Here is a 19,144-nt window from a genome sequence, read left to right on the forward strand (position 1 = left end):
ACTGCAAATTTACGACGTGATGTATCCGACACTATTTGTGAAAACAGAAAAAGATTTGTTCATTTACGCCATTTTGAAAATTATACCTATCTTTATTTCATGGATGATAGTCATTTTAAGGCCGTAGAGGATGAAGATGCCGAATTTTACGTGTATCATGTCCTTACCGGAAATATTACAACAGATATTCATTATCACAGTTCTGCTCAATTGGTGTATGCAGAAGGCGGTATTGTACACGTTTTTACAGATCTGAAACACTGGTATCTTCCTGCAAGATGCTTTATGTGGATTCCTGCCGGAACGCCACATTATCTTTTTTCTACCAGTCCCAAAGTAGATTTGTATAATTTTTACTTCAAAAAGGAAGTAGATGAAAATGGCTTTTTTGATGAAATTAATATTTATTCAGTCAATGAGTTACTCAGAGAGATGATTTTATACACCAAAGACTGGAATGGGAAAATCACAAAAAATGATGGATCAAAATATTATTTTCTCAAAGCTTTAAAAGGGGTTTTACCAGAAAAAAGAGACAAAAAGATGGCCTTTCCTGTTCAACATCCCTTTCCCAAAGATGAAACCTTACTGAAGATAGCAAGATACATTCATGCTAACCTTGAAAAGCCTTTAACGATTGAATCTACCGCCAAAGAGTTCGGAATGAGTACTAGAACTCTTTCCAGGAAATTTAAAGAGATTTTGGGTATGAATTACGTTCGTTTTCTGAGAGCTTTAAGAATCACACGCTCCTTGGAGCTAATGCTGGAAGGAAAATACAATATGTATGAGATTGCGATGATGGTAGGCTACAATAGCCTGTCTTCTTTCAGCAATATTTTCAAGAAAATAATTGGAGTAGCGCCAACGGAATATCAGCAGAAATTGAGAGGGGATAGATAAGTGAGTAGGAGGGGTTGAGAGTATTAGAGTATAAGACGTGTTTTGGGTTTGTAATACATGATGGTGAAGAATGTATTTTTCAGTTTATTAAAACCATTACAAGTAAATAGAAATATTTCAACTAATATATCTTAGAATGTCTTACATTCCCCTTCTCTGAAGGGGTGGCTTTTTGCTCTGCAAAAAGACGGGGTAGTAAAAAATTTCAATCAAAAACAGGAACTACAATCTTTCGCAAACACAGCCTGTCTCCAATCTATTAGCCTTGTGGTCTAATTAATAAAAAAACCACTTCAAATAAATGAAGTGGTCTTGTATTGTGAGAAAATCTCAGTCGCTTATTAAGCTTCTTCAGATTTAACTTCTTCTTTTTTAGCAGCAGGAGCAGCTACAACTGGAGCGTCAGATACGATATCGAATTCGAAATTGTACTCAACGTTTCTGTGTAATCTGATGTTTGCAACTACTTTACCAGTTCTCTTGATAGTGTTACCTGGGATTTTGATGTATTTCTTCTCTACAGAAACTCCAGCTTTAGCAAGAGCAGCAGAAAGATCTGCATTGTTGATAGATCCGAATAATTTATCACCAGAACCTACTTTTGCAGGGATAGTAATAGAAGTTTTCTTCAATTGCTCAACTACAGCGTTAGCAGCAGCAATTAATTTAGCTTCTTCTTCTTTTCTAGCTTCTAAAGTAGCTTCTAAAGCTGCTTTGTTTTTAGGTGTAGCTAAAAGTGCAATTCCTTTAGGTAGTAAGAAGTTTCTTGCATAACCTGGCTTTACGCTTACTGTATCAAACTCAAGTCCTAAGTTTTCTACGTCTTGTTTTAGGATGATATCCATTGTTGTTGTCCTTTTTTTAGATTTTAGAGTGATCCAAAATCAAGTTAGAATTAATTATTTATTCAGCAACAAAAGAAGAGATTACTCTCTTCTTTTATTTATTTTTTTGTCTTATTTCAATAAGTCAGCTACGTAAGGTAGTAAAGAAAGGTGTCTTGCTCTTTTGATAGCAGCAGAAACTTTTCTTTGGTATTTTAAAGAAGTTCCAGTATATCTTCTTGGTAAGATTTTACCTTGCTCGTTAACGAACTGTAATAAGAAATCAGCATCTTTGTAATCAACGTGCTTAATTCCGTATTTTTTGAATCTACAATATTTCTTTTCAGATTTTGTATTGATATCAAGTGGAGTAAGGAATTTTACTTCTGATTCTCCTCCAGCTGAGGCTTGTTTAGCCATTTCATCTATTGCCATGTCTTGTCTTTTTTAAAAAATAGGGTTAATTAATTAAGCTTTAGCTGCTTTTACTTTAGCTCTTCTTGTTACAGCATACTCAACAGCGTGCTTGTCAAGTTTTGTAGTAAGGTAACGGATAACTCTCTCGTCACGTTTGAATGCTAATTCTAAGTCAGCTACTACAGAACCTTCTCCTTTAAATTCGATTAAAGTATAGAACCCATTCTTTTTCAATTGGATTGGGTAAGCTAATTTTTTTAATCCCCAGTTTTCTTTAGCAACGATTTCGCAGTTCTTTTCTTTGATAAGATCTACATACTTGTTCACTGCTTCCTCTACCTGTGACTCAGATAGAACGGGAGTTAAAATGAAAACAGTTTCGTAATTGTTCATAATGTTAAATGAATTTGTTAATTATTTCGAGGTGCAAAATTAGAAATTATATTTGTAATATGCAAGAGTATTTATGAAATAATTGAGTGTTAATCGTTGAAATTTGAGTATTGATGGTGTTTTTTGTATCTTTGTTGAAAGAATTTTTTATTTCATGAAAACTAAAATTTATACGCTGCCGTTGTTGCTGATGGGAATTATCTGCTATTCACAAGATAAAATTACCAAGAAGAATGGAACTTCTTTTGATGCTAAAATTATAGAAGTTGGAGCTTCAAATATTACTTATAAAGAGTTGGATTATCCGGACGGACCTACTCATTCATTAAACAAATCAGAAATTTATAAAATCATTTATGGTAATGGAAAGGAAGACCTTTTGGGAAAATATCATAATGTGGAGGAAGTGAAGGTTTTTATTGCTGATAAAATCAAAGAATTTGGGGCAGATAGGGATAATGGAATGCTAAGACTTGCTGTTGAATTTGAAGGAAATAATATTAGAATAAACTCAGTAGACAAAAATGGAAAACTCTATTACGAAGGAGATTTGTGGGATTTGAGCAAAGTTGTAGAGTTTCATAAAGTATCCAAAAGGAAAAATGGGGATGCATTTTTGAATATAGTAACCTACAAAGTGAAAAGGTCGAGTGAAAAACTGGATAAGTTGGTGATTAGAGTTATTAATTATGGTATAGCTGAAGAACTCTCGGAAGCCTTTAAAGATCTAAATATAATGCTAAAAAAAGACCTGTAAACAACAGGTCTTTTTTATTATTAGGAAGTCTAGTCTTTTCTGAGTTCCGTTAAAAAATTTACTTTCAATACATCATACAAAGAATGTCTGCTTACTAAGATAGAAGCAATGGAAGAAACCATGCCGGCAAGCATCAGATGAAAAATCAATGAATGTCTGTCAGTCATTTCCAGCACAATAATGGCTGATGTAAATGGAGCACGCGTAATTCCGGTAAGAAAAGCAACCATTCCACCTAAAACAACTACGTTGGTCTCATTGGGCGTTAAATGAATCACTCCTGAAATAACAGATCCGATACTTGCCCCTGCGGATAAAGCCGGAGCGAAAATACCACCGGCACCACCGGAAGTAAAAGATAGGGCAGGACCTAGCATTCTTAAAATAGGAACATACCAATCTTCGTGTTTATCCTTTGTAAAAAGCACCCTTTCCATTATTTCCTTTCCTGAACCCAAAATTTCACGATTAATGAAATAGGCGATAGAGGCAATAATTAAAGCACATACAACCAGAAATACAACATTTGCTCTGTCTGTTTTCAGGGTTTTCTTTTTCCAGCCATTGATCTTAAGCATCATTACGGAAAGTTGGCTCGCCATAATTCCGGCAGTAGCTGCTACCAGTACGATAGGAAACATCACCATCAGAGAAACATCATTTGTTTTTGGATATCCTAAATACAAATAAGATCCAGCTAAAGTTTGGGCCGTAAGACCTGCGATGATAACAGCCGTAAATAAAGCCGTTTTAAAGTAGTTGATATGTGTTTTGGACAATTCCTCTACTGCAAACACAATTCCGCCAAGAGGAGTGTTAAAAGCTGCTGCAAGTCCAGCTGCAGCCCCAGTCATAATCATATTCTTTTTTGAAATTTTAGGCCACCAATCCGGAAGATATTCATTTACTTTTCTGAAAACAGAGCCTGCAATCTGAATGGTAGGACCTTCACGGCCCACAGCACCACCTCCAATAACCAGGATGACAGATGAAACAATTTTAAAGATAATAATTTTAAGGCTTAAAAGGCTTCTGATCTTTTTATGCTCTTTCGGATTAGCAAGTTCTACCGCTGCCATTACCTGTGGAATCCCGCTTCCTTTGGCATTCGGGGCAAATTCCTTTACCAACCACCACGAAAGCACAAATCCTATGGGGGCAATGATAAAAATCATCCACGCATGCCAGTCAAAAATAAAGTTCATGAGATGTTCACCCCAGGCAAAAACCTGTGCATACAATACCGCAAAAAAACCGGTAATCACAGATCCAATCCAAAAGGGAATAGCCTGCAAAAGATTGTGCTTCAGCTGTTCATTCCGGATGTTGTCAAAGGATTTTTTTATAGATCGGCGAATAAGGATAAAGACTTTCAGCATTTGTTGGTTTTGAGGGATGAAATTACGGCAAAATTTTGAGAATTATATTGTATTCATAAAATTAGGGGCAAGTCTTACATGGTCTGAATGGAAAGCTTGGACAGCCGCAAATTGATGTTTTTTATCTCAAGTTGCAAATCTTCTTTGTGAATAAATTATATGCTTTCTTTTCTTTCCGGATTTAAAAAAAATGAGGCTGTTTTAGCCTATTCGCTGCCGATATGTTAACCAGCGTTTCCTCAGTTTCGAGTAAATATTCTGCTGTTATACAATAGATGGAATAAAAAAATCTCACTCGTTATTGAGTGAGATTCTAATATTTTAATTTTTAATAAACTTGGCGTTTAAATCTCCAATCTTATAAAAATAAGTTCCTTTTATCAGATTTTCGACGTCAATAGAAACTGTATTATCACTGGTTCCAAAAGTTTTATTTATAACAATTTTTCCCGTCATGTCATAGACTTCCACTTTATTGCTTCCGTTTCCGGGGTTTGAAATAGTAAGGGTCTTACTTGTAGGAATTGGGAAAGCTGCCAGCTTAGCTGTATTTTGGATTTCCTTTGTTGCCAGTACGGAGGTCGGTAAACCAAATACTGTATAAATCGATTGGTCACTGGTGGTCTCATTCTCTATCATGATTTTATTAGTATTTGAAACTGCATCATGAAATACAGCGTATTCTCCTGAGTAGGAAACAGTAATGTCCGGATTGAAATCTTTGATAAGAAGGCCATCTTCGTTCATAAGAATCAATTTTCTATGCGTGGTTGTAGAATATTTTCCAGCGGCTACTAAAAACTCTAATTTATCATCAGTATTGAAAATGTTTTTAGAAATAGGGTAACTATCCTGGCCACTATCATACCATAAACTGGCAATGTAGTCTGTAGGTATGGGAATATTTACGGTTTTAATCAATGCAAAGGATGAATTATAAATTTTCAGTGTATTGGTGCCACTTACTAAATTTACATATACCATATCAGTGCCTTTAGCAAAAGCAAATGCTCTTTCTCCCGTTGCAAAAGTATTCTGTAATGTAATTTGCTGTCCGAACATCAGACCTGTTACTGCGAATGCAGCAGAAAATAATAATTTTTTCATGTTATAGTTTATTTTTAATCCTTCTCTTAGTGAAGATTGTTATTAAGTGCAACCCGATCCATTATCAGAAAGTAATTTCCTTGTAGGGATGGATTTGACACCATCTCGGTGTTTTATTTTGATTCGAGTGCAAAATAAGATAATTTTCTAAAAAAACAGTAATCATAGATGCAATCCAAAAGGGAATAGCCTGCAAAAGATTGTTTTTCAGTTGTTGATTCCGGATGTTATCAAATGATTTTTTAAGGATTAACGAAAAAGGATGTGGATTTTCAGCATTTGTTGGGCTTGAGGGATGAAATTACGGCAAAAAATATGAATTTTAAATTTCTTCTAAAAATTTTGAAACTGTTACAGCATGTTCAACGTTTAGTGCATTAGGTATTCTCAAGCCTGTAATATTGTTTTTAACTTCAATTTTGAAATTTTCATAAGGAATAAACTTAATAGCTTCTTTTCTTTCTGAATTTAAAAATGTCATTGTTTTGTATGGATCACTGCCCAGAACATAATAATCTTTAAAGTCTTTGTTTTCTTTAAAATTGATATTAAAATTACTGAATATTCCGGCGATCCTGTCTGCCAGATTTTTCCTGTTGATAGAAATAAAGGCAAAATCTTCCTTCATTTCCTTTAATCCCCAAATCTCCAATGAGTCATATTTATCTGTGTTACGGGCTCCTCTGAATGAAGTTTCTATCAGATTAACGATGAAAAGATAAAAAGTGCTTGTTTTACTTTTGGTGGTAATATGATAACAGAGCTTGGGTTCTTCTAAAAAATCTATATTTTGAGATTTGAATTGATGGTATGGAGAATCTTCAATATCTACCACTGTAACGTCATAAATTGCAGATAATTGGTTGTGAATTTCTAAGATTAACTCTTCATCTTCTTTGGAAAAGTCAAATAATTTAGTCACATATAGTTTTCTGAAATCTAGCTCCATTTTGTGTGTTATTTTTGTTTTAAAGATAAATCAGAGTGTCTACTCCGGAATATAAAAATACATGATTTTTTATAAAGTTTATCATTACGGAAAAAGTTTGGAAAATTGAAAATTCTAACTCTTAATCAAGGTTCTTTATTTTTAAACACAATATTTCATAGCAAAAACTATTTCTTTTTCATTAGATCTTCTATCTTCTGGATCATTTTTGAAGCATTAGTGTTTTCCGGATTTAATACTAATGATTCTTTATAATTCTCTAACGCTAAAACATAATTTTGATCTGAAAAATAACCTTCACCCAGGCTGTCAAAAGAATTTGCTGATTGTGGGTTTTCCTTAACGTTGATTGTGAAAACTTTAATAGCTTCGTCAGTTCTTGAATTTCTCAACAAAATATAACCTATGTCGTTCAATGTATTTTCAAAGTTCCATTTTGGATTTTTTGCTTTTAGGGAATAATAGATTTTCTCAGCACCAGGATTATTTTTTTTAGAAAATTCAGAGATGATGGTTTCTTCTGCTATTGAATAGTCGTCTGTTAAAGTTTTATCAATCATAGCAGCGATATGATTAACAACGCGATATTGAATAGGGAATAGGCTATACCCGTTAGACATCATAACGATGGCCATCTTATTTTGAGGATAAATTTTATAGGAACTTACATTTCCACCAGAAAAATTGTAAGAGGTTATATTATTCACTTTACTGATGTCCCATCCGTAAGCAAAAACATCTTTTTTATTACCAAAGTCAAAGGGCTGCCACATCATTTCTTTTGTTTTTTGATGAAGTAAATTATTTTTACTAAGGTGGCTGCTCCATTTTAAAAATGCCGTAAGAGTTATGGCTATACCGTTGGCAGAATGTGCTCTTGTTCCACTAATGTCTGTGGATTTTTCATATTGTTTTCTTTCAGAATTATAATTGTATTTTACAACACGATGTGGGATTTTTTCGATAGCATTTGAAGAAAATACAACTTGATTTTTAGTATCGGAAAACTGATTGTTCAGGATGAAATTTTCAAAAGACTGCCCCGTTACTTTTTCAATAATCATGGTAAGAAGAAAATAGTTCGTTTGATTATAACTGAATTGCTGTCCTGTTTTAAAATCCATTTTTTCCTTAGAAAGGCGTTCAATAACCTGAGCATTAGAATCATTTGCAGAAATATCATTAAAGGCTATGAGATTAGGGATTCCCGAAGAATGGGTTAATAGGTTTTTTACTTGAACCTCCTGCCATTCTTTAGGCAGGTTTTCAAGATATTTTGAAATCTTGTCTTCCAAAGATAGTTGACCTTTTTCAATCAATTGAAAAGCGGCAATATTTGACATTAATTTTGAGGTTGAATAGATCCTGAACATTGAATTAGAATCAACCTTTTTATCATTTTCCAGAGTTTCTTTACCATAATACTGTTGAAAAATAATCTGGTCATCTTTGATAATTCCAATAGCTAAACCTGGGATCTGATTGATTGCCATCACTTCTTTCACATACTGATCAATTAATGCTGATTGGTCAGTTTTCTGAGCGTAGGCCACAATAGAAACACTTAAAGCTAGTGCGGTTACAATGAATTGTTTCATATAATTGGTTCTGTTTTATAAAAGACAATTTAAACCCTGGCTATATTACTTTTCATTCAAAAATATATCAGATTGTGGCATAAAAAAACCTCCGATTAAAAATCGAAGGTTTTGTATTTTAGATAATCAGCAGGAAGTAAATTACGCATTGCTGATTACTTATTACTTATATTTCTGTATTCAGATCCCAGTTTTCAAGGTAGTCATGAACATGCTTAAGCATCATTCCACCTAGAGAACCATCTACTACTCTGTGGTCATAAGAGTGAGACATGAACATTAAGTTTCTGATTGCAATTACATCACCGTCAGCTGTTTCAAGAACTGCTGGTTTCTTAACGATGGCTCCGATGGCAAGGATTGCAACCTGTGGCTGAGGAATGATTGGTGTTCCCATAAGGTTTCCAAAGCTTCCAACGTTAGAGATTGTATAAGTAGCTCCTTGAGTATCTTCCGGTCTTAATTTCTTGTTTCTTGCTCTGTAAGCTAAGTCATTGATGGCTTTAGCAAGACCTGAAAGAGATAACTGGTCCGCATTTTTAATTACTGGAACAATAAGGTTTCCGTCTGGTAGAGCAGTGGCCATACCGATGTTGATGTTTTTCTTTTTAATGATGTTTTCACCACTTATAGAAACATTAATCATTGGGAAATCCTGAATTGCTTTTACTACAGCTTTCACAAAAATAGGCATGAAAGTTAGTTTTTCTCCTTCACGTTTTTCGAAGACTGCTTTGTTTTTGTTTCTCCATTTTACAACGTTGGTAACATCTGTTTCAATGAAAGAAGTTACGTGTGGAGCAATTTGTTTTGCTTTCACCATGTTTTCAGCGATGATCTTTCTCATTCTATCCATTGGAATGATTTCGTCACCTGCAGCGGCAGTAATGGTTGCTGCCGGAGCTGAAACTGCTGGCTTAGGACTAGATGCTACAGGGGCAGCAGCAGTTTGTGCAGGCTGGTTTCCTCTGTTAGCCACGTAAGCTAAAATATCTTCTTTAGTAATTCTTCCTTCTAAACCGCTTCCTTTGATAGATTTCAGTTCAGCTTCAGAAATATTTTCCTGTTGTGCAATTGATTTTACAAGCGGAGATAAATAAAGATCTCCTGAGAATTCTACATTAGATGCAGCTACAGTTTGTAAAGGCTGCTCAATAGTTGTTAAAGTTTCAGTATCCGGAGCAGCTGCTGGTGTTTCAGAGGTTACTTCCTCAGAAGCAGAACCTTCTCCTTCAATTTCTAAAATAGCAATGGCCTCACCTACTTTTGCAACTTCATCTTTTTGCTTTAAAATTTTTACGATTTTCCCCGAAACTGGTGTCGGAACGTCTGAATCTACTTTATCTGTTGCAATTTCTACTACAGAGTCATCCTCTTTTACGTTATCACCTTCATTGAATAACCAAGTGATAATTGTCGCTTCCATAACCCCTTCTCCCATGGAAGGAAGCAATAATTTGTATTCTGCCATTTTTGATTTTTAGATTTTGACAAATATATAAAAAAAATCGGTTTTTTTATGAAATATATAATTTTACGTGAATTCAATGTAGATATTTTCTCCTACATTCAATCCAAACAGGCTTTTAGCTCCGTTTTTCTTGCTGCCTTTATAGATGGTAAGCTCCAATAACTGACTGTCATTGAAGATTGCTGCGGACTGTCCATGAAATTCTGTCTCTCTTTCCCAGTCTGAAACTACTTCCGTATGGCTGGAAAAGATCCTTGAAAGACTCAGGTTTCTGAATTTTATGGTAAATCCATTGTATCCTTTGCTGATATTTTCAAAGAAATCTTGATTGATATTTGAGATTATATTTCCGAAATTATCAATATAAGTAACTTCACCAATAATCATTCCTTCAGACTCATTATAAACCGCTCTTGGAAACATGAGCTGCTTACCAGTATCTATTTTTCTTCCGATCACTTCCGGAAGGCCCCCGTTCGCAAGATGCACTGCTGCAGGAACAAAAATATCCGTAGAAGTGAAATTAATCACATCATCAAAACGATTGTTGAGTGTGAGTTCATAGATCGCTTCCGGTTTAATATCAAAGAAGATCAGACTTAAAAGACCGTTATCTGCGGCCAGAAAGTAAGAGCCATCAGCTTTATAAAGTATATTTTTTCTCGATTTATGGTAAAAACTGTCCACAGAAATAATGTGGATACTTCCTTTTGGGAAATATTTATAAGCGTTTCTTACAATATAAGAGGTTTGTATAAGGTTGAATGCCTGGATATCGTGGGTTATATCAATAATATTAACCTCAGGATTTAGAGACAGAATTTTGCCTTTCACAGCGGCAACTCTGTAATCTAAATTTCCGAAATCCGAAGTAAGGGTAATAATTGACATGAGCAATTTATAGAATAGTGTAGTCTTGCAAAGTTATTTAAAATAAAAAGAAAGCCCGAAAGATTGTTGAAAAGAATTTGATATAAATTTGAAAAAAAGCTTTAATTTTAAAATCTAAAATAAAAATACTGCATGTTTGAATTGACCTATGATCTGGAAGATATCGATGCGAAAATCTTCTATGGAGTTAATAACCAATATTTCAACTTAATAAAATCAAGCTTTCCTACCATTAAAATTACTGGAAGAGACCATTATATTTTTGCAATGGGAAATCAGGAAGCCTTAGATATACTGAAACAAAAACTGGATGACATTGTAAAATTTATCTCAAAAAACAATTCAATTGGCCTGAAAGACGTTGAAAATATCCTGAATATTAAAGATGAAAACGAAAAACAACTGATCTTTGACCAGGACATCATCGTAAAAGGAGTCAACGGAAAAGTTATTAAGGCTAAAACAACCAATCTTAAAAAGTTGGTAAAGGAAACCGAGAAAAAAGATATGGTATTTGCCATTGGCCCTGCAGGAACCGGAAAAACATATACCAGTGTTGCATTGGCAGCAAGAGCTTTAAGAGATAAAGAGGTGAAAAGGATTGTTTTGACAAGACCGGCGGTAGAAGCAGGGGAGAGCCTTGGATTCTTACCGGGAGACCTTAAGGAAAAGCTGGATCCGTACTTGCAGCCATTGTATGACGCGCTTCGTGATATGATCCCGCATGAAAAACTGGAAGGGTTTATGGAAAAAAAGGTTATTGAAGTAGCTCCGTTAGCTTTTATGAGAGGTCGTACCCTTGATGATGCTTTTGTAATTCTTGATGAAGCGCAGAATACAACCCATGCCCAGATGAAAATGTTCCTGACGAGAATGGGAATGAATGCAAAGTTTATTATTACGGGAGATCCAAGTCAGATTGACCTTCCAAAAAACCAGCAATCCGGATTGAAAGAAGCGATGAGAATCTTGCATGGAGTGAAGGAGGTTGGTTTCGTGCATCTTACAGAGGAAGATGTAGTGAGACACCCTGTCGTAAGAAAAATTATCTTAGCTTATAATGATGAAGAAAAACGACTGAGAAATGAATAATCCTGAATGGATAAAATTTCCGTTAACCTTTTATTAACCTTAAGTTTTCTCTTAAAATTTGTTAATTTGAAAAAAATAATTAGTTTTGCAAACCTTAATTAAAAACTAATTAACAATGAAAAAACTTTTACTAATTGCAGCAGTAGCTGTGTTGGGAATTAACGCAAGTGCTCAGGAGTTCAGATTTGGACCAAAAGCAGGTTTTGCAATGTCTACTATCAAAATAGATGATAAGCAGGATGATCTTTCGGCTAGAAAAATGGATCCTAAGTATACTTTCTATATCGGAGGTATGGCAGAATATAAATTCAATGATAAATTTGCTCTTCAGGGAGAGGTTTTATATTCACCACTTGGAGGAAATGAAAATATAGAGGGAGTTAATGCAGGCGGATTGTTTGTTGGAGAGAAGACTAAAATTACTTTCGGAACACTTTTAGTACCAGTATCTGCAAAGTATTTCATTACAGAAGGTTTCTCCGTTGCTGCTGGTCTTAACGTTGGAATTATTCTTACAGCTAAACAAAAGACAGTAATTGGATCGGATCTTTTAGGAGTAGAGATTGATGCAGAAGATAGCGATTACAAAGATGGTAATATTAAAAGTGGTATTAAAACATTGAACCTTGCCCCTTTCTTAGGAGTTGAATATGCTTTGGAAAACGGACTTTTCTTTGATGCAAGATACAGCTTAGGGATTTCAAACCTTTCCAATGATAACAGTGGAGGTTCTGTCAAGAATAGCTTTGCTCAAATTGGTGTAGGTTTCAAATTTGGAGGGAACTAATCCTAAAGATTTAAGAAATAAAAGTATAAAAAGCAGGACATCATTTGTCCTGCTTTTTTTGTTTTAAAGAATGGGAATCCTATAAATATACTCCTGTGATGAAAATAATTAGTATTTTTGGAACGTAAAATTTAAACTTAAAAAATGAAAAAGCTATTATTAATAGGTGCTTTTGCACTTCTAGGAGGTGCTGCTCAAGCACAGGAAGGTTTAAAATTAGGAGGACATATTGGTATTCCTGTATCTGATGCAAGCAATGTATCTTCATTTACATTAGGAGTAGATGGAGCTTATATGTGGAATATTGCTAAAGGTTTTGACCTTGGGGTAGCAACAGGATACTCTCACTTCTTCGGAAAAGATCACTTCGATGATTTCGGATTTATTCCTGTAGCAGTTTCTGGGAAATATAAGTTCAAGGGAGCCCCTATCTTTGTGGGATTAGACTTAGGATATGGTATTTCTACTAAAAACGGTGTAGATGGTGGCTTCTATGCACAACCTAAATTCGGATACCAGATGTCTAAAGGAGAGTTATACATAGGATATCAGTCTATCAGCAACAGACGTGATCACGGTTGGTACAGAGAAGACTGGAATGTAGGTGCTGTTAACTTAGGATACAACTTCTTTATTAAATAAGAATATGTTGAAATAACATAAGAAACTCCGGCCTTTGGCCGGAGTTTCTTATTGAACCAGAATATTAGCTATCTAGCTCTGTTGTATCACTTTGGGAGGTAAAATCAACTTCAAATTATAAACATTTGTTTAATTTTTAAAACTTAATTCCTTAAAAATTAACATTTTAACAAGACTGTTTTTGTATTATTTTCCCAAATTATAATGATTTTACTAAAACCTCTAAATTTTAAAAACTAAACATATTAGGCTCTGGGTGCCAAATTGAGATTTTTTTATTCATAATATTGTGAAAAAATCAAAAGACTCTCTCTGATATGATTTATTATTGTAAAACCTTAAATTTTAACAATGATATTAATCACATTAACAAATTTTAATATTAGTGGATACCACTGTAAATTTGCCTCCAGAAAGTATTAAAATTTTTTAAAATGAAAAAAATATTATTAGCGGGTGCTGTTGCACTTTTCGGATTATCAAATGCTCAGATTGCTAAAGGAACTACATATTTATCAGGATCTGTTGGTTATTCTCAAGAAGAAAGCAATAATGGTGATTACAAAAAAGAAAACTTCAACGTATTACCTACAGTTGGATACTTTGTAAACACAAACTTAGCTGTTGGATTAGGTGTTGGTTACCAGACTGAAAAAGAAACTGAAAGATCTACATCATCTACTCTTACTTCAACTACTGTAAGCAAAGATATTACTAAGAAGCCAGCTTTTGTTGTTGCTCCTTTCGTAAGAAAATACTGGACTTTATCTGAAAAATTATATATTTTCGGACAATTAGCAGTGCCAATGCAGTTTGGAAAAACTGAAGTTGAGAATAATGACGAAACTACTACAGTTGGAGCTCCTACAACTACACACTCAATTACTACTGAAGCTAAATACACTAAAATTGGTGTAACTATTAAGCCAGGTTTAGATTATTTCTTAAACAAGAACTGGTCAATTGAAGCTACTATCGGTGAGTTCGGTTATAGCAACTATAAGCCAAAAGATGGTGAGGCTACAAACAACTATAACTTCGGATTAAACTTATCTTCTGTAACTTTCGGAGTTAAGTATGTATTTGCAAAATAATAAACAAAGCATATAGCAATAAAGCCCTAAGATTTTCTTGGGGCTTTTTTCACATATAAAAAAAATCAATTAATAATCATGAAAAAAATCTTATTAGCATCTGCAATTGCTTTATTTGCAGGGCTTAATGCACAGACGAAATTTGGTGTAAAAGCAGGTTATGCTTTATCAACATTGAATTCTAATGATGATAGTTTTGAAGTAGGAGGTATCAAAGCTAATATGGAATCAAAATCTGGCTTTTATGTTGGAGGATTGGTAGAACATAAATTCAATAATAAGTTTGCAGTACAGGGAGAATTAGAATATGCAAATCTGGGAGGTAAGGCTGTTGTGAGCGCTTATGGTGTTACAGTAACAGAAAAAATTAACTTTAACAGACTTGTAATTCCTGTGTCAGCAAGATATTACGCAACGCCTGAACTGGGGCTTTATGCTGGTCCGTATGTGAGCTTTAGAACCAATACAAAAGTGAAGATGGAAGTTAGTGGAGCTGCTTCTAATCAGGCTGCTTTAAATGAAGGGGAAAGATATATGGAAGACTCTTTTGATAATGGACTTAAGTCTACAGAGTTCGGTCTGTTCCTTGGGGGAGATTATACTGTTTATAAAGGGTTGTTTTTAGATGCTCGTTATAGTTTCGGACTGACGAATATGATAAAGAACCCTGTTGATGGTGAAAAACTAAAAATGAACTTCCTGCAACTTGGAGTAGGATATAAATTCTAATAATTCAATTAATAATCATGAAAAAACTATTATTAGCAAGTGCAGTAGCACTTTTCGGGCTTTCTAATGCCCAAATGACTAAAGGGGACTGGGTAATCAGTGGAAACACTGGAATGGGGTTTAATAACAATACAACTACTGTAAAAACAGGAAGTCATTCTGTTGACGGACCTAAAGTAAATACCTTTTCAATTACTCCTTCTGTAGGATATTTTGTTATTGATAAATTAGCGGTGGGGATAGACTTAGGATTTGTTAATACTACCACGAAATATCAAGGTATGAAAGTTGCAAACTCTACATTCTCTGTAATGCCTACAGCTACTTACTATTTTACAAATTCCACTAAGTTTGTACCATTTTTAGGGGCAGGGATTGGATATGCTTCCAATAAGACAAAGTATTCCGCTTACCAAGACATCAATAATGAAGGGGTTGATCTTTCATTAATGCGAGATACAGAGACTACTACAGACGGTTTAGCGTGGAAAGTAAAAGGAGGAGTTACTTACATGGCAACTTCATCCTTAGGCGTCAATCTAGGGATTTCTTATGACCAGTTTTCAAGTAAAGAAACCATTATGAATACAGAGTTTAAGACAAATGTTAAGACTTTCGGTGTGAATGTTGGTTTCTCTTATTTTATTAAAGGTAAAGCTCAGAAATCTGACAAATAATCAATTTATTTAAAGGTAAAAAACAAAAATCCGACTCAGTTTTGAGTCGGATTTTATATTTTGATTAGATTGTTTTTGAATTATTTTCCAAACATTCCACCCATTCCAGGCATATTTGGCATTTTGCTCATCATCTGCATCATTTGCTTTCCTTGAGGTCCCTGCATCATCTTCATCATTTTACCCATCTGATCGAATTGCTTCATCAATTGGTTTACATCTTCAATCTTTCTTCCTGCTCCTCTTGCAATTCTGTTCTTTCTCTGCGTATTGATGATAGAAGGTTTTCTTCTTTCTTCCGGGGTCATAGAGTAGATGATTGCTTCAATGTGCTTAAATGCATCATCGCTGATCTCAACATCCTTGATAGCCTTTCCAACTCCTGGGATCATTCCCATCAAGTCTTTCATGTTACCCATCTTCTTGATCTGATTGATCTGCTTTAAGAAATCGTCAAAACCAAACTCGTTTTTAGCGATTTTCTTGTGAAGTTTTTTAGCTTCTTCTTCATCAAACTGCTCCTGAGCTCTTTCTACTAAGGAAACAACGTCTCCCATTCCTAAGATTCTGTCGGCCATCCTTTCCGGGTAGAAAAGATCAAGAGCTTCCATTTTCTCACCAGTAGAGATAAATTTGATTGGTTTTTCAACTACAGAACGGATTGTTAAAGCAGCTCCACCTCTTGTATCACCATCTAATTTAGTTAAAACAACTCCGTCAAAGTTCAGAGCATCGTTGAAGGCTTTAGCTGTATTCACAGCATCCTGACCTGTCATGGAATCTACTACAAAAAGAGTTTCCTGTGGCTTGATGAAATAATGTACGGACTTGATCTCGTTCATCATCTGCTCATCAATTGCTAAACGACCTGCTGTATCCACAATTACTACATCGTGGTTGTTAGCCTTTGCAAAGTTAATTGCATTTTCCGCAATAGTAGAAGGGTTTGTAGATCCTTCTTCAGTATAAACAGGAACATTAATTTGTCCTCCTAATACTTTCAGCTGGTCAATGGCTGCAGGACGGTAAACGTCACAAGCTACCAATAAAGGTTTTTTATTTCTTTTTGTTTGTAAATAATTAGCAAGTTTTCCGGAGAAAGTAGTCTTACCAGAACCCTGAAGACCTGCAATAAGGATTACAGATGGTTTTCCTGAAAGATTAATCCCTTCCTGAGAACCTCCCATCAAATCCACAAGCTCGTCGTGAACAATTTTCGTCATCAACTGTCCCGGAGTAAGGGAAGTAAGAACGTTTTCTCCTAAAGCTTTATCCTGAACTCTTTTAGTAAGATCTTTTGCAACTTTATAGTTAACATCGGCATCCACCAATGCTCTACGGATCTCCTTTACGGTTTCCGCTACATTGATTTCGGTAATTTTTCCACGTCCGGAAATATTATGTAATGCCTTGTCTAATTTATCCTGTAAACTATTAAACATATTTATTGTAAATTATAGGTTTGCAAAAATAAGGAATTTTTAAGAAACCTGAGTATGATAGACTTAATATTATATGGATTTGATTGAAGTTGGAAGCTGGAAGCGGGGAGAAGGGAGGTTTTATTAGTCAATAAAATGAAATGTGTTTGTTTTCAGCATTCTTTTTAGATCGTTTTTAAAGTATTTTTTTAAGTTAGAAGCTGGAAGAAGAAAAGTTTTATTAGTTTATAAAATGAGCTGTATTTTTTTTAACGGATTTAATGAAGATGGGAACAAAGGACTTGTAAGTAGGGCGATTAGCAGATGAAATGTTTGCGGAGCTATCCAAAAGTTACAGGATATTTTAATAAAAAAAGTGAAATCTACTATTATGACACAATAGTAACTTCCATCATCCCTCTTCCAGCTTCCAACCTTATAATATAGAAGAATTCATATTTCTTTTGTTTCAAAAATTATAATCCTATTTTTGCAGCATGAATTTTCTTGATAGTTTTATTATTGTATTATTAATAGCATTGCTTAATATAATAGTATATATAATATTTAAAAAGTATTTATATGGTAAACAGGATGCGGGAATGAAATTTCTGGTCGTTAACCTCTCTAAGGACTTGATTTGGCTTGTTATTTCTTTAATAATAATAGAAAAAACACAGGCTAATTTTCTCTTTATAGTGATCTGTTTTCTTATCGCATCATTCCTTATTTATTTACCTATAATAAAACTCATTAATAAGTCTTGATTTTTTTGATGATAAAAATCAATTTTTAGTATTGGTAAAGTTTAATAAAATCGATATATTTGCACACGATTAAAAAAGAGATATGAACAGAAAAATTTCTTCATTATTTTTCGCATTTTTATTTGTGTTTATAAGCAGTTTAGCTTCTGCTCAACACGAATCTGAAGGAGAGAAATCAGCGGAAAAAGTAGAGAACAAAGAAGCGAAAGACGGCTTCAATGCGACCACGATGATCATGGAGCACATTGGTGATTCTAATGAATGGCATTTATGGACTACAAAAGATGACAGTGGTGAAGAACATCACGTTTCTATCCCTTTGCCTGTTATCATCAAGGATAATGAAGGCTGGCATACTTTTCTTTCTAGTAGTATTGCTCACGGACACGAACATGATGGGTATACTTTAGAACACGGGCAGGTAGTTTCTACTAAAGGTGTTGAAAAAGCTACATTATTTTCAATCATCAGTGGAAAGCAAAAATCAAACGAAGTGTTTTTTGATCTTTCAGTAACAAAAAACGCAGCTTCAATGTTCTTGTCAGTTCTTTTTATGGCAGTAGTGTTCATAGGAATGGCGAGAAATTATAAAAAATCACAACTTCCAAAAGGTATTGGGAAATTTATGGAGCCAGTGATTGTATTTATTAGAGACGAAGTGGCTATTCCAAACATCGGGTCTGTTAAATATAAAAGATATATGCCTTATTTATTAACTGCATTTTTCTTTATCTGGATTAACAACCTTTTTGGATTGATTCCTTTCTTCCCTTTTGGAGCTAACCTTACAGGTAACATTGCAATCACAGCAGTATTAGCAGTTATTACATTATTAATTACATTATTCAGTGCGAATAAAGATTACTGGAAACACATCTTTATGCCACCGGTTCCAATCTTATTGTACCCAATTATGGTTCCAATTGAGATTATCGGAATCTTTACAAAGCCTTTCGCTTTAATGATGCGACTTTTTGCTAACGTTACAGCGGGACACATTATGATCTTGGCGATCGTTTCATTGATCTTCATTTTCAAAACTCCATTATTAGGATTTGCATCTGTACCTTTAGCGTTATTCGTTTCAGTATTGGAATTATTGGTAGCAGCATTGCAAGCATATATCTTCACTGTATTATCCGCACTATTTATCGGAATCGCAGTTGCAGAGCACGAACATGAGCACGGTCACGAAGAACACGCTCACTAATTAAAAGAAAGAATTTAAAAATAATTTTTTAACTAA

The 19,144-nt window shown here is 34.4% G+C and carries 19 protein-coding genes; 9 read left to right on the forward strand and 10 right to left on the reverse strand.

Going from position 1 to position 19,144, the window contains the following annotated elements; translation table 11 throughout:
• The first annotated feature begins 99 nt into the window (after positions 1 to 99).
• Positions 100 to 903, forward strand: coding sequence for a helix-turn-helix domain-containing protein (locus BLS98_RS10650; RefSeq protein WP_089736306.1), 804 nt, complete (start codon positions 100 to 102; stop codon positions 901 to 903).
• Positions 904 to 1,244: 341 nt separating this feature from the next.
• On the opposite strand, the gene rplI is transcribed toward BLS98_RS10650, so the two are convergent.
• From rplI to rpsF, 3 genes are all read right to left on the reverse strand, one after another.
• Entirely contained in the window at positions 1,245 to 1,748 is a 504-nt protein-coding gene (rplI, locus tag BLS98_RS10655; RefSeq protein ID WP_089736308.1) for a 50S ribosomal protein L9, read from the reverse strand.
• 111 nt (positions 1,749 to 1,859) lie between these two features.
• Complete coding sequence (gene rpsR, locus BLS98_RS10660; protein WP_034706728.1) at positions 1,860 to 2,162, reverse strand: 30S ribosomal protein S18; 303 nt, start codon at positions 2,160 to 2,162, stop codon at positions 1,860 to 1,862.
• Between the two features lie 33 nt (positions 2,163 to 2,195).
• Complete coding sequence (rpsF, locus tag BLS98_RS10665) at positions 2,196 to 2,537, reverse strand: 30S ribosomal protein S6 (protein WP_047095723.1); 342 nt, start codon at positions 2,535 to 2,537, stop codon at positions 2,196 to 2,198.
• A 154-nt stretch (positions 2,538 to 2,691) separates the two neighbouring features.
• Here rpsF and BLS98_RS10670 point away from each other — a divergent pair, with 154 nt between their 5' ends.
• Entirely contained in the window at positions 2,692 to 3,294 is a 603-nt protein-coding gene (locus BLS98_RS10670) for a hypothetical protein (RefSeq protein WP_089736310.1), read from the forward strand.
• A gap of 29 nt (positions 3,295 to 3,323) precedes the next feature.
• On the opposite strand, the gene BLS98_RS10675 is transcribed toward BLS98_RS10670, so the two are convergent.
• The 6 genes from BLS98_RS10675 to BLS98_RS10700 form a co-directional block, all read right to left on the reverse strand.
• Positions 3,324 to 4,673, reverse strand: a complete 1,350-nt coding sequence (locus BLS98_RS10675; RefSeq protein ID WP_089736312.1) for a chloride channel protein — start codon at positions 4,671 to 4,673, stop codon at positions 3,324 to 3,326.
• A 321-nt stretch (positions 4,674 to 4,994) separates the two neighbouring features.
• Positions 4,995 to 5,780, reverse strand: coding sequence for a T9SS type A sorting domain-containing protein (locus BLS98_RS10680; protein WP_089736314.1), 786 nt, complete (start codon positions 5,778 to 5,780; stop codon positions 4,995 to 4,997).
• 322 nt (positions 5,781 to 6,102) lie between these two features.
• A complete protein-coding gene (locus BLS98_RS10685) occupies positions 6,103 to 6,729 on the reverse strand; it encodes a hypothetical protein (RefSeq protein ID WP_089736316.1) in 627 nt (208 codons plus the stop codon).
• 167 nt (positions 6,730 to 6,896) lie between these two features.
• On the reverse strand, positions 6,897 to 8,327 hold the full coding sequence (locus BLS98_RS10690; RefSeq protein ID WP_089736318.1) for a serine hydrolase domain-containing protein: 1,431 nt from the start codon (positions 8,325 to 8,327) through the stop codon (positions 6,897 to 6,899).
• 166 nt (positions 8,328 to 8,493) lie between these two features.
• On the reverse strand, positions 8,494 to 9,798 hold the full coding sequence (locus tag BLS98_RS10695) for a dihydrolipoamide acetyltransferase family protein (protein ID WP_089736321.1): 1,305 nt from the start codon (positions 9,796 to 9,798) through the stop codon (positions 8,494 to 8,496).
• A gap of 63 nt (positions 9,799 to 9,861) precedes the next feature.
• A complete protein-coding gene (locus tag BLS98_RS10700; RefSeq protein WP_089736323.1) occupies positions 9,862 to 10,689 on the reverse strand; it encodes an SAM hydrolase/SAM-dependent halogenase family protein in 828 nt (275 codons plus the stop codon).
• A 132-nt stretch (positions 10,690 to 10,821) separates the two neighbouring features.
• Here BLS98_RS10700 and BLS98_RS10705 point away from each other — a divergent pair, with 132 nt between their 5' ends.
• The 6 genes from BLS98_RS10705 to BLS98_RS10730 all read left to right on the forward strand — a co-directional run bounded on the left by BLS98_RS10705 (position 10,822) and on the right by BLS98_RS10730 (position 15,710).
• Positions 10,822 to 11,781, forward strand: a complete 960-nt coding sequence (locus tag BLS98_RS10705) for a PhoH family protein (RefSeq protein ID WP_089736325.1) — start codon at positions 10,822 to 10,824, stop codon at positions 11,779 to 11,781.
• Between the two features lie 115 nt (positions 11,782 to 11,896).
• The gene (locus tag BLS98_RS10710; protein ID WP_089736327.1) at positions 11,897 to 12,568 is read left to right on the forward strand and encodes a porin family protein; all 672 of its coding nucleotides are present in this window, start codon (positions 11,897 to 11,899) and stop codon (positions 12,566 to 12,568) included.
• A gap of 144 nt (positions 12,569 to 12,712) precedes the next feature.
• Entirely contained in the window at positions 12,713 to 13,210 is a 498-nt protein-coding gene (locus BLS98_RS10715) for a hypothetical protein (RefSeq protein ID WP_089736329.1), read from the forward strand.
• Positions 13,211 to 13,644: 434 nt separating this feature from the next.
• Positions 13,645 to 14,304, forward strand: a complete 660-nt coding sequence (locus BLS98_RS10720) for an outer membrane beta-barrel protein (protein WP_089736331.1) — start codon at positions 13,645 to 13,647, stop codon at positions 14,302 to 14,304.
• A 78-nt stretch (positions 14,305 to 14,382) separates the two neighbouring features.
• Positions 14,383 to 15,033, forward strand: a complete 651-nt coding sequence (locus BLS98_RS10725; RefSeq protein WP_089736333.1) for a porin family protein — start codon at positions 14,383 to 14,385, stop codon at positions 15,031 to 15,033.
• 17 nt (positions 15,034 to 15,050) lie between these two features.
• Entirely contained in the window at positions 15,051 to 15,710 is a 660-nt protein-coding gene (locus tag BLS98_RS10730; protein WP_089736334.1) for an OmpW family outer membrane protein, read from the forward strand.
• An 80-nt stretch (positions 15,711 to 15,790) separates the two neighbouring features.
• On the opposite strand, the gene ffh is transcribed toward BLS98_RS10730, so the two are convergent.
• Positions 15,791 to 17,152, reverse strand: coding sequence for a signal recognition particle protein (gene ffh, locus BLS98_RS10735; protein ID WP_076550211.1), 1,362 nt, complete (start codon positions 17,150 to 17,152; stop codon positions 15,791 to 15,793).
• Positions 17,153 to 17,980: 828 nt separating this feature from the next.
• On the opposite strand from ffh, the gene atpB reads away from it, so the two are divergent.
• Positions 17,981 to 19,108, forward strand: a complete 1,128-nt coding sequence (atpB, locus tag BLS98_RS10745) for a F0F1 ATP synthase subunit A (protein WP_089736339.1) — start codon at positions 17,981 to 17,983, stop codon at positions 19,106 to 19,108.
• The last annotated feature ends 36 nt before the right edge of the window (positions 19,109 to 19,144 follow it).

Origin of the sequence: Chryseobacterium jejuense (genome assembly GCF_900100075.1) — a bacterium.
Lineage (GTDB): Bacteria > Bacteroidota > Bacteroidia > Flavobacteriales > Weeksellaceae > Chryseobacterium > Chryseobacterium jejuense.

Bases quoted from the DNA above. Each gene is read 5' to 3' on its own strand.
- BLS98_RS10650 (WP_089736306.1), top strand. From the start codon at position 100: ATGGATGATAGTCATTTTAAGGCCGTAGAGGATGAAGATGCCGAATTT.
- rplI (WP_089736308.1), bottom strand. From the start codon at position 1,748: ATGGATATCATCCTAAAACAAGACGTAGAAAACTTAGGACTTGAGTTT.
- rpsR (WP_034706728.1), bottom strand. From the start codon at position 2,162: ATGGCAATAGATGAAATGGCTAAACAAGCCTCAGCTGGAGGAGAATCA.
- rpsF (WP_047095723.1), bottom strand. From the start codon at position 2,537: ATGAACAATTACGAAACTGTTTTCATTTTAACTCCCGTTCTATCTGAG.
- BLS98_RS10670 (WP_089736310.1), top strand. From the start codon at position 2,692: ATGAAAACTAAAATTTATACGCTGCCGTTGTTGCTGATGGGAATTATC.
- BLS98_RS10675 (WP_089736312.1), bottom strand. From the start codon at position 4,673: ATGCTGAAAGTCTTTATCCTTATTCGCCGATCTATAAAAAAATCCTTT.
- BLS98_RS10680 (WP_089736314.1), bottom strand. From the start codon at position 5,780: ATGAAAAAATTATTATTTTCTGCTGCATTCGCAGTAACAGGTCTGATG.
- BLS98_RS10685 (WP_089736316.1), bottom strand. From the start codon at position 6,729: ATGGAGCTAGATTTCAGAAAACTATATGTGACTAAATTATTTGACTTT.
- BLS98_RS10690 (WP_089736318.1), bottom strand. From the start codon at position 8,327: ATGAAACAATTCATTGTAACCGCACTAGCTTTAAGTGTTTCTATTGTG.
- BLS98_RS10695 (WP_089736321.1), bottom strand. From the start codon at position 9,798: ATGGCAGAATACAAATTATTGCTTCCTTCCATGGGAGAAGGGGTTATG.
- BLS98_RS10700 (WP_089736323.1), bottom strand. From the start codon at position 10,689: ATGTCAATTATTACCCTTACTTCGGATTTCGGAAATTTAGATTACAGA.
- BLS98_RS10705 (WP_089736325.1), top strand. From the start codon at position 10,822: ATGTTTGAATTGACCTATGATCTGGAAGATATCGATGCGAAAATCTTC.
- BLS98_RS10710 (WP_089736327.1), top strand. From the start codon at position 11,897: ATGAAAAAACTTTTACTAATTGCAGCAGTAGCTGTGTTGGGAATTAAC.
- BLS98_RS10715 (WP_089736329.1), top strand. From the start codon at position 12,713: ATGAAAAAGCTATTATTAATAGGTGCTTTTGCACTTCTAGGAGGTGCT.
- BLS98_RS10720 (WP_089736331.1), top strand. From the start codon at position 13,645: ATGAAAAAAATATTATTAGCGGGTGCTGTTGCACTTTTCGGATTATCA.
- BLS98_RS10725 (WP_089736333.1), top strand. From the start codon at position 14,383: ATGAAAAAAATCTTATTAGCATCTGCAATTGCTTTATTTGCAGGGCTT.
- BLS98_RS10730 (WP_089736334.1), top strand. From the start codon at position 15,051: ATGAAAAAACTATTATTAGCAAGTGCAGTAGCACTTTTCGGGCTTTCT.
- ffh (WP_076550211.1), bottom strand. From the start codon at position 17,152: ATGTTTAATAGTTTACAGGATAAATTAGACAAGGCATTACATAATATT.
- atpB (WP_089736339.1), top strand. From the start codon at position 17,981: ATGAACAGAAAAATTTCTTCATTATTTTTCGCATTTTTATTTGTGTTT.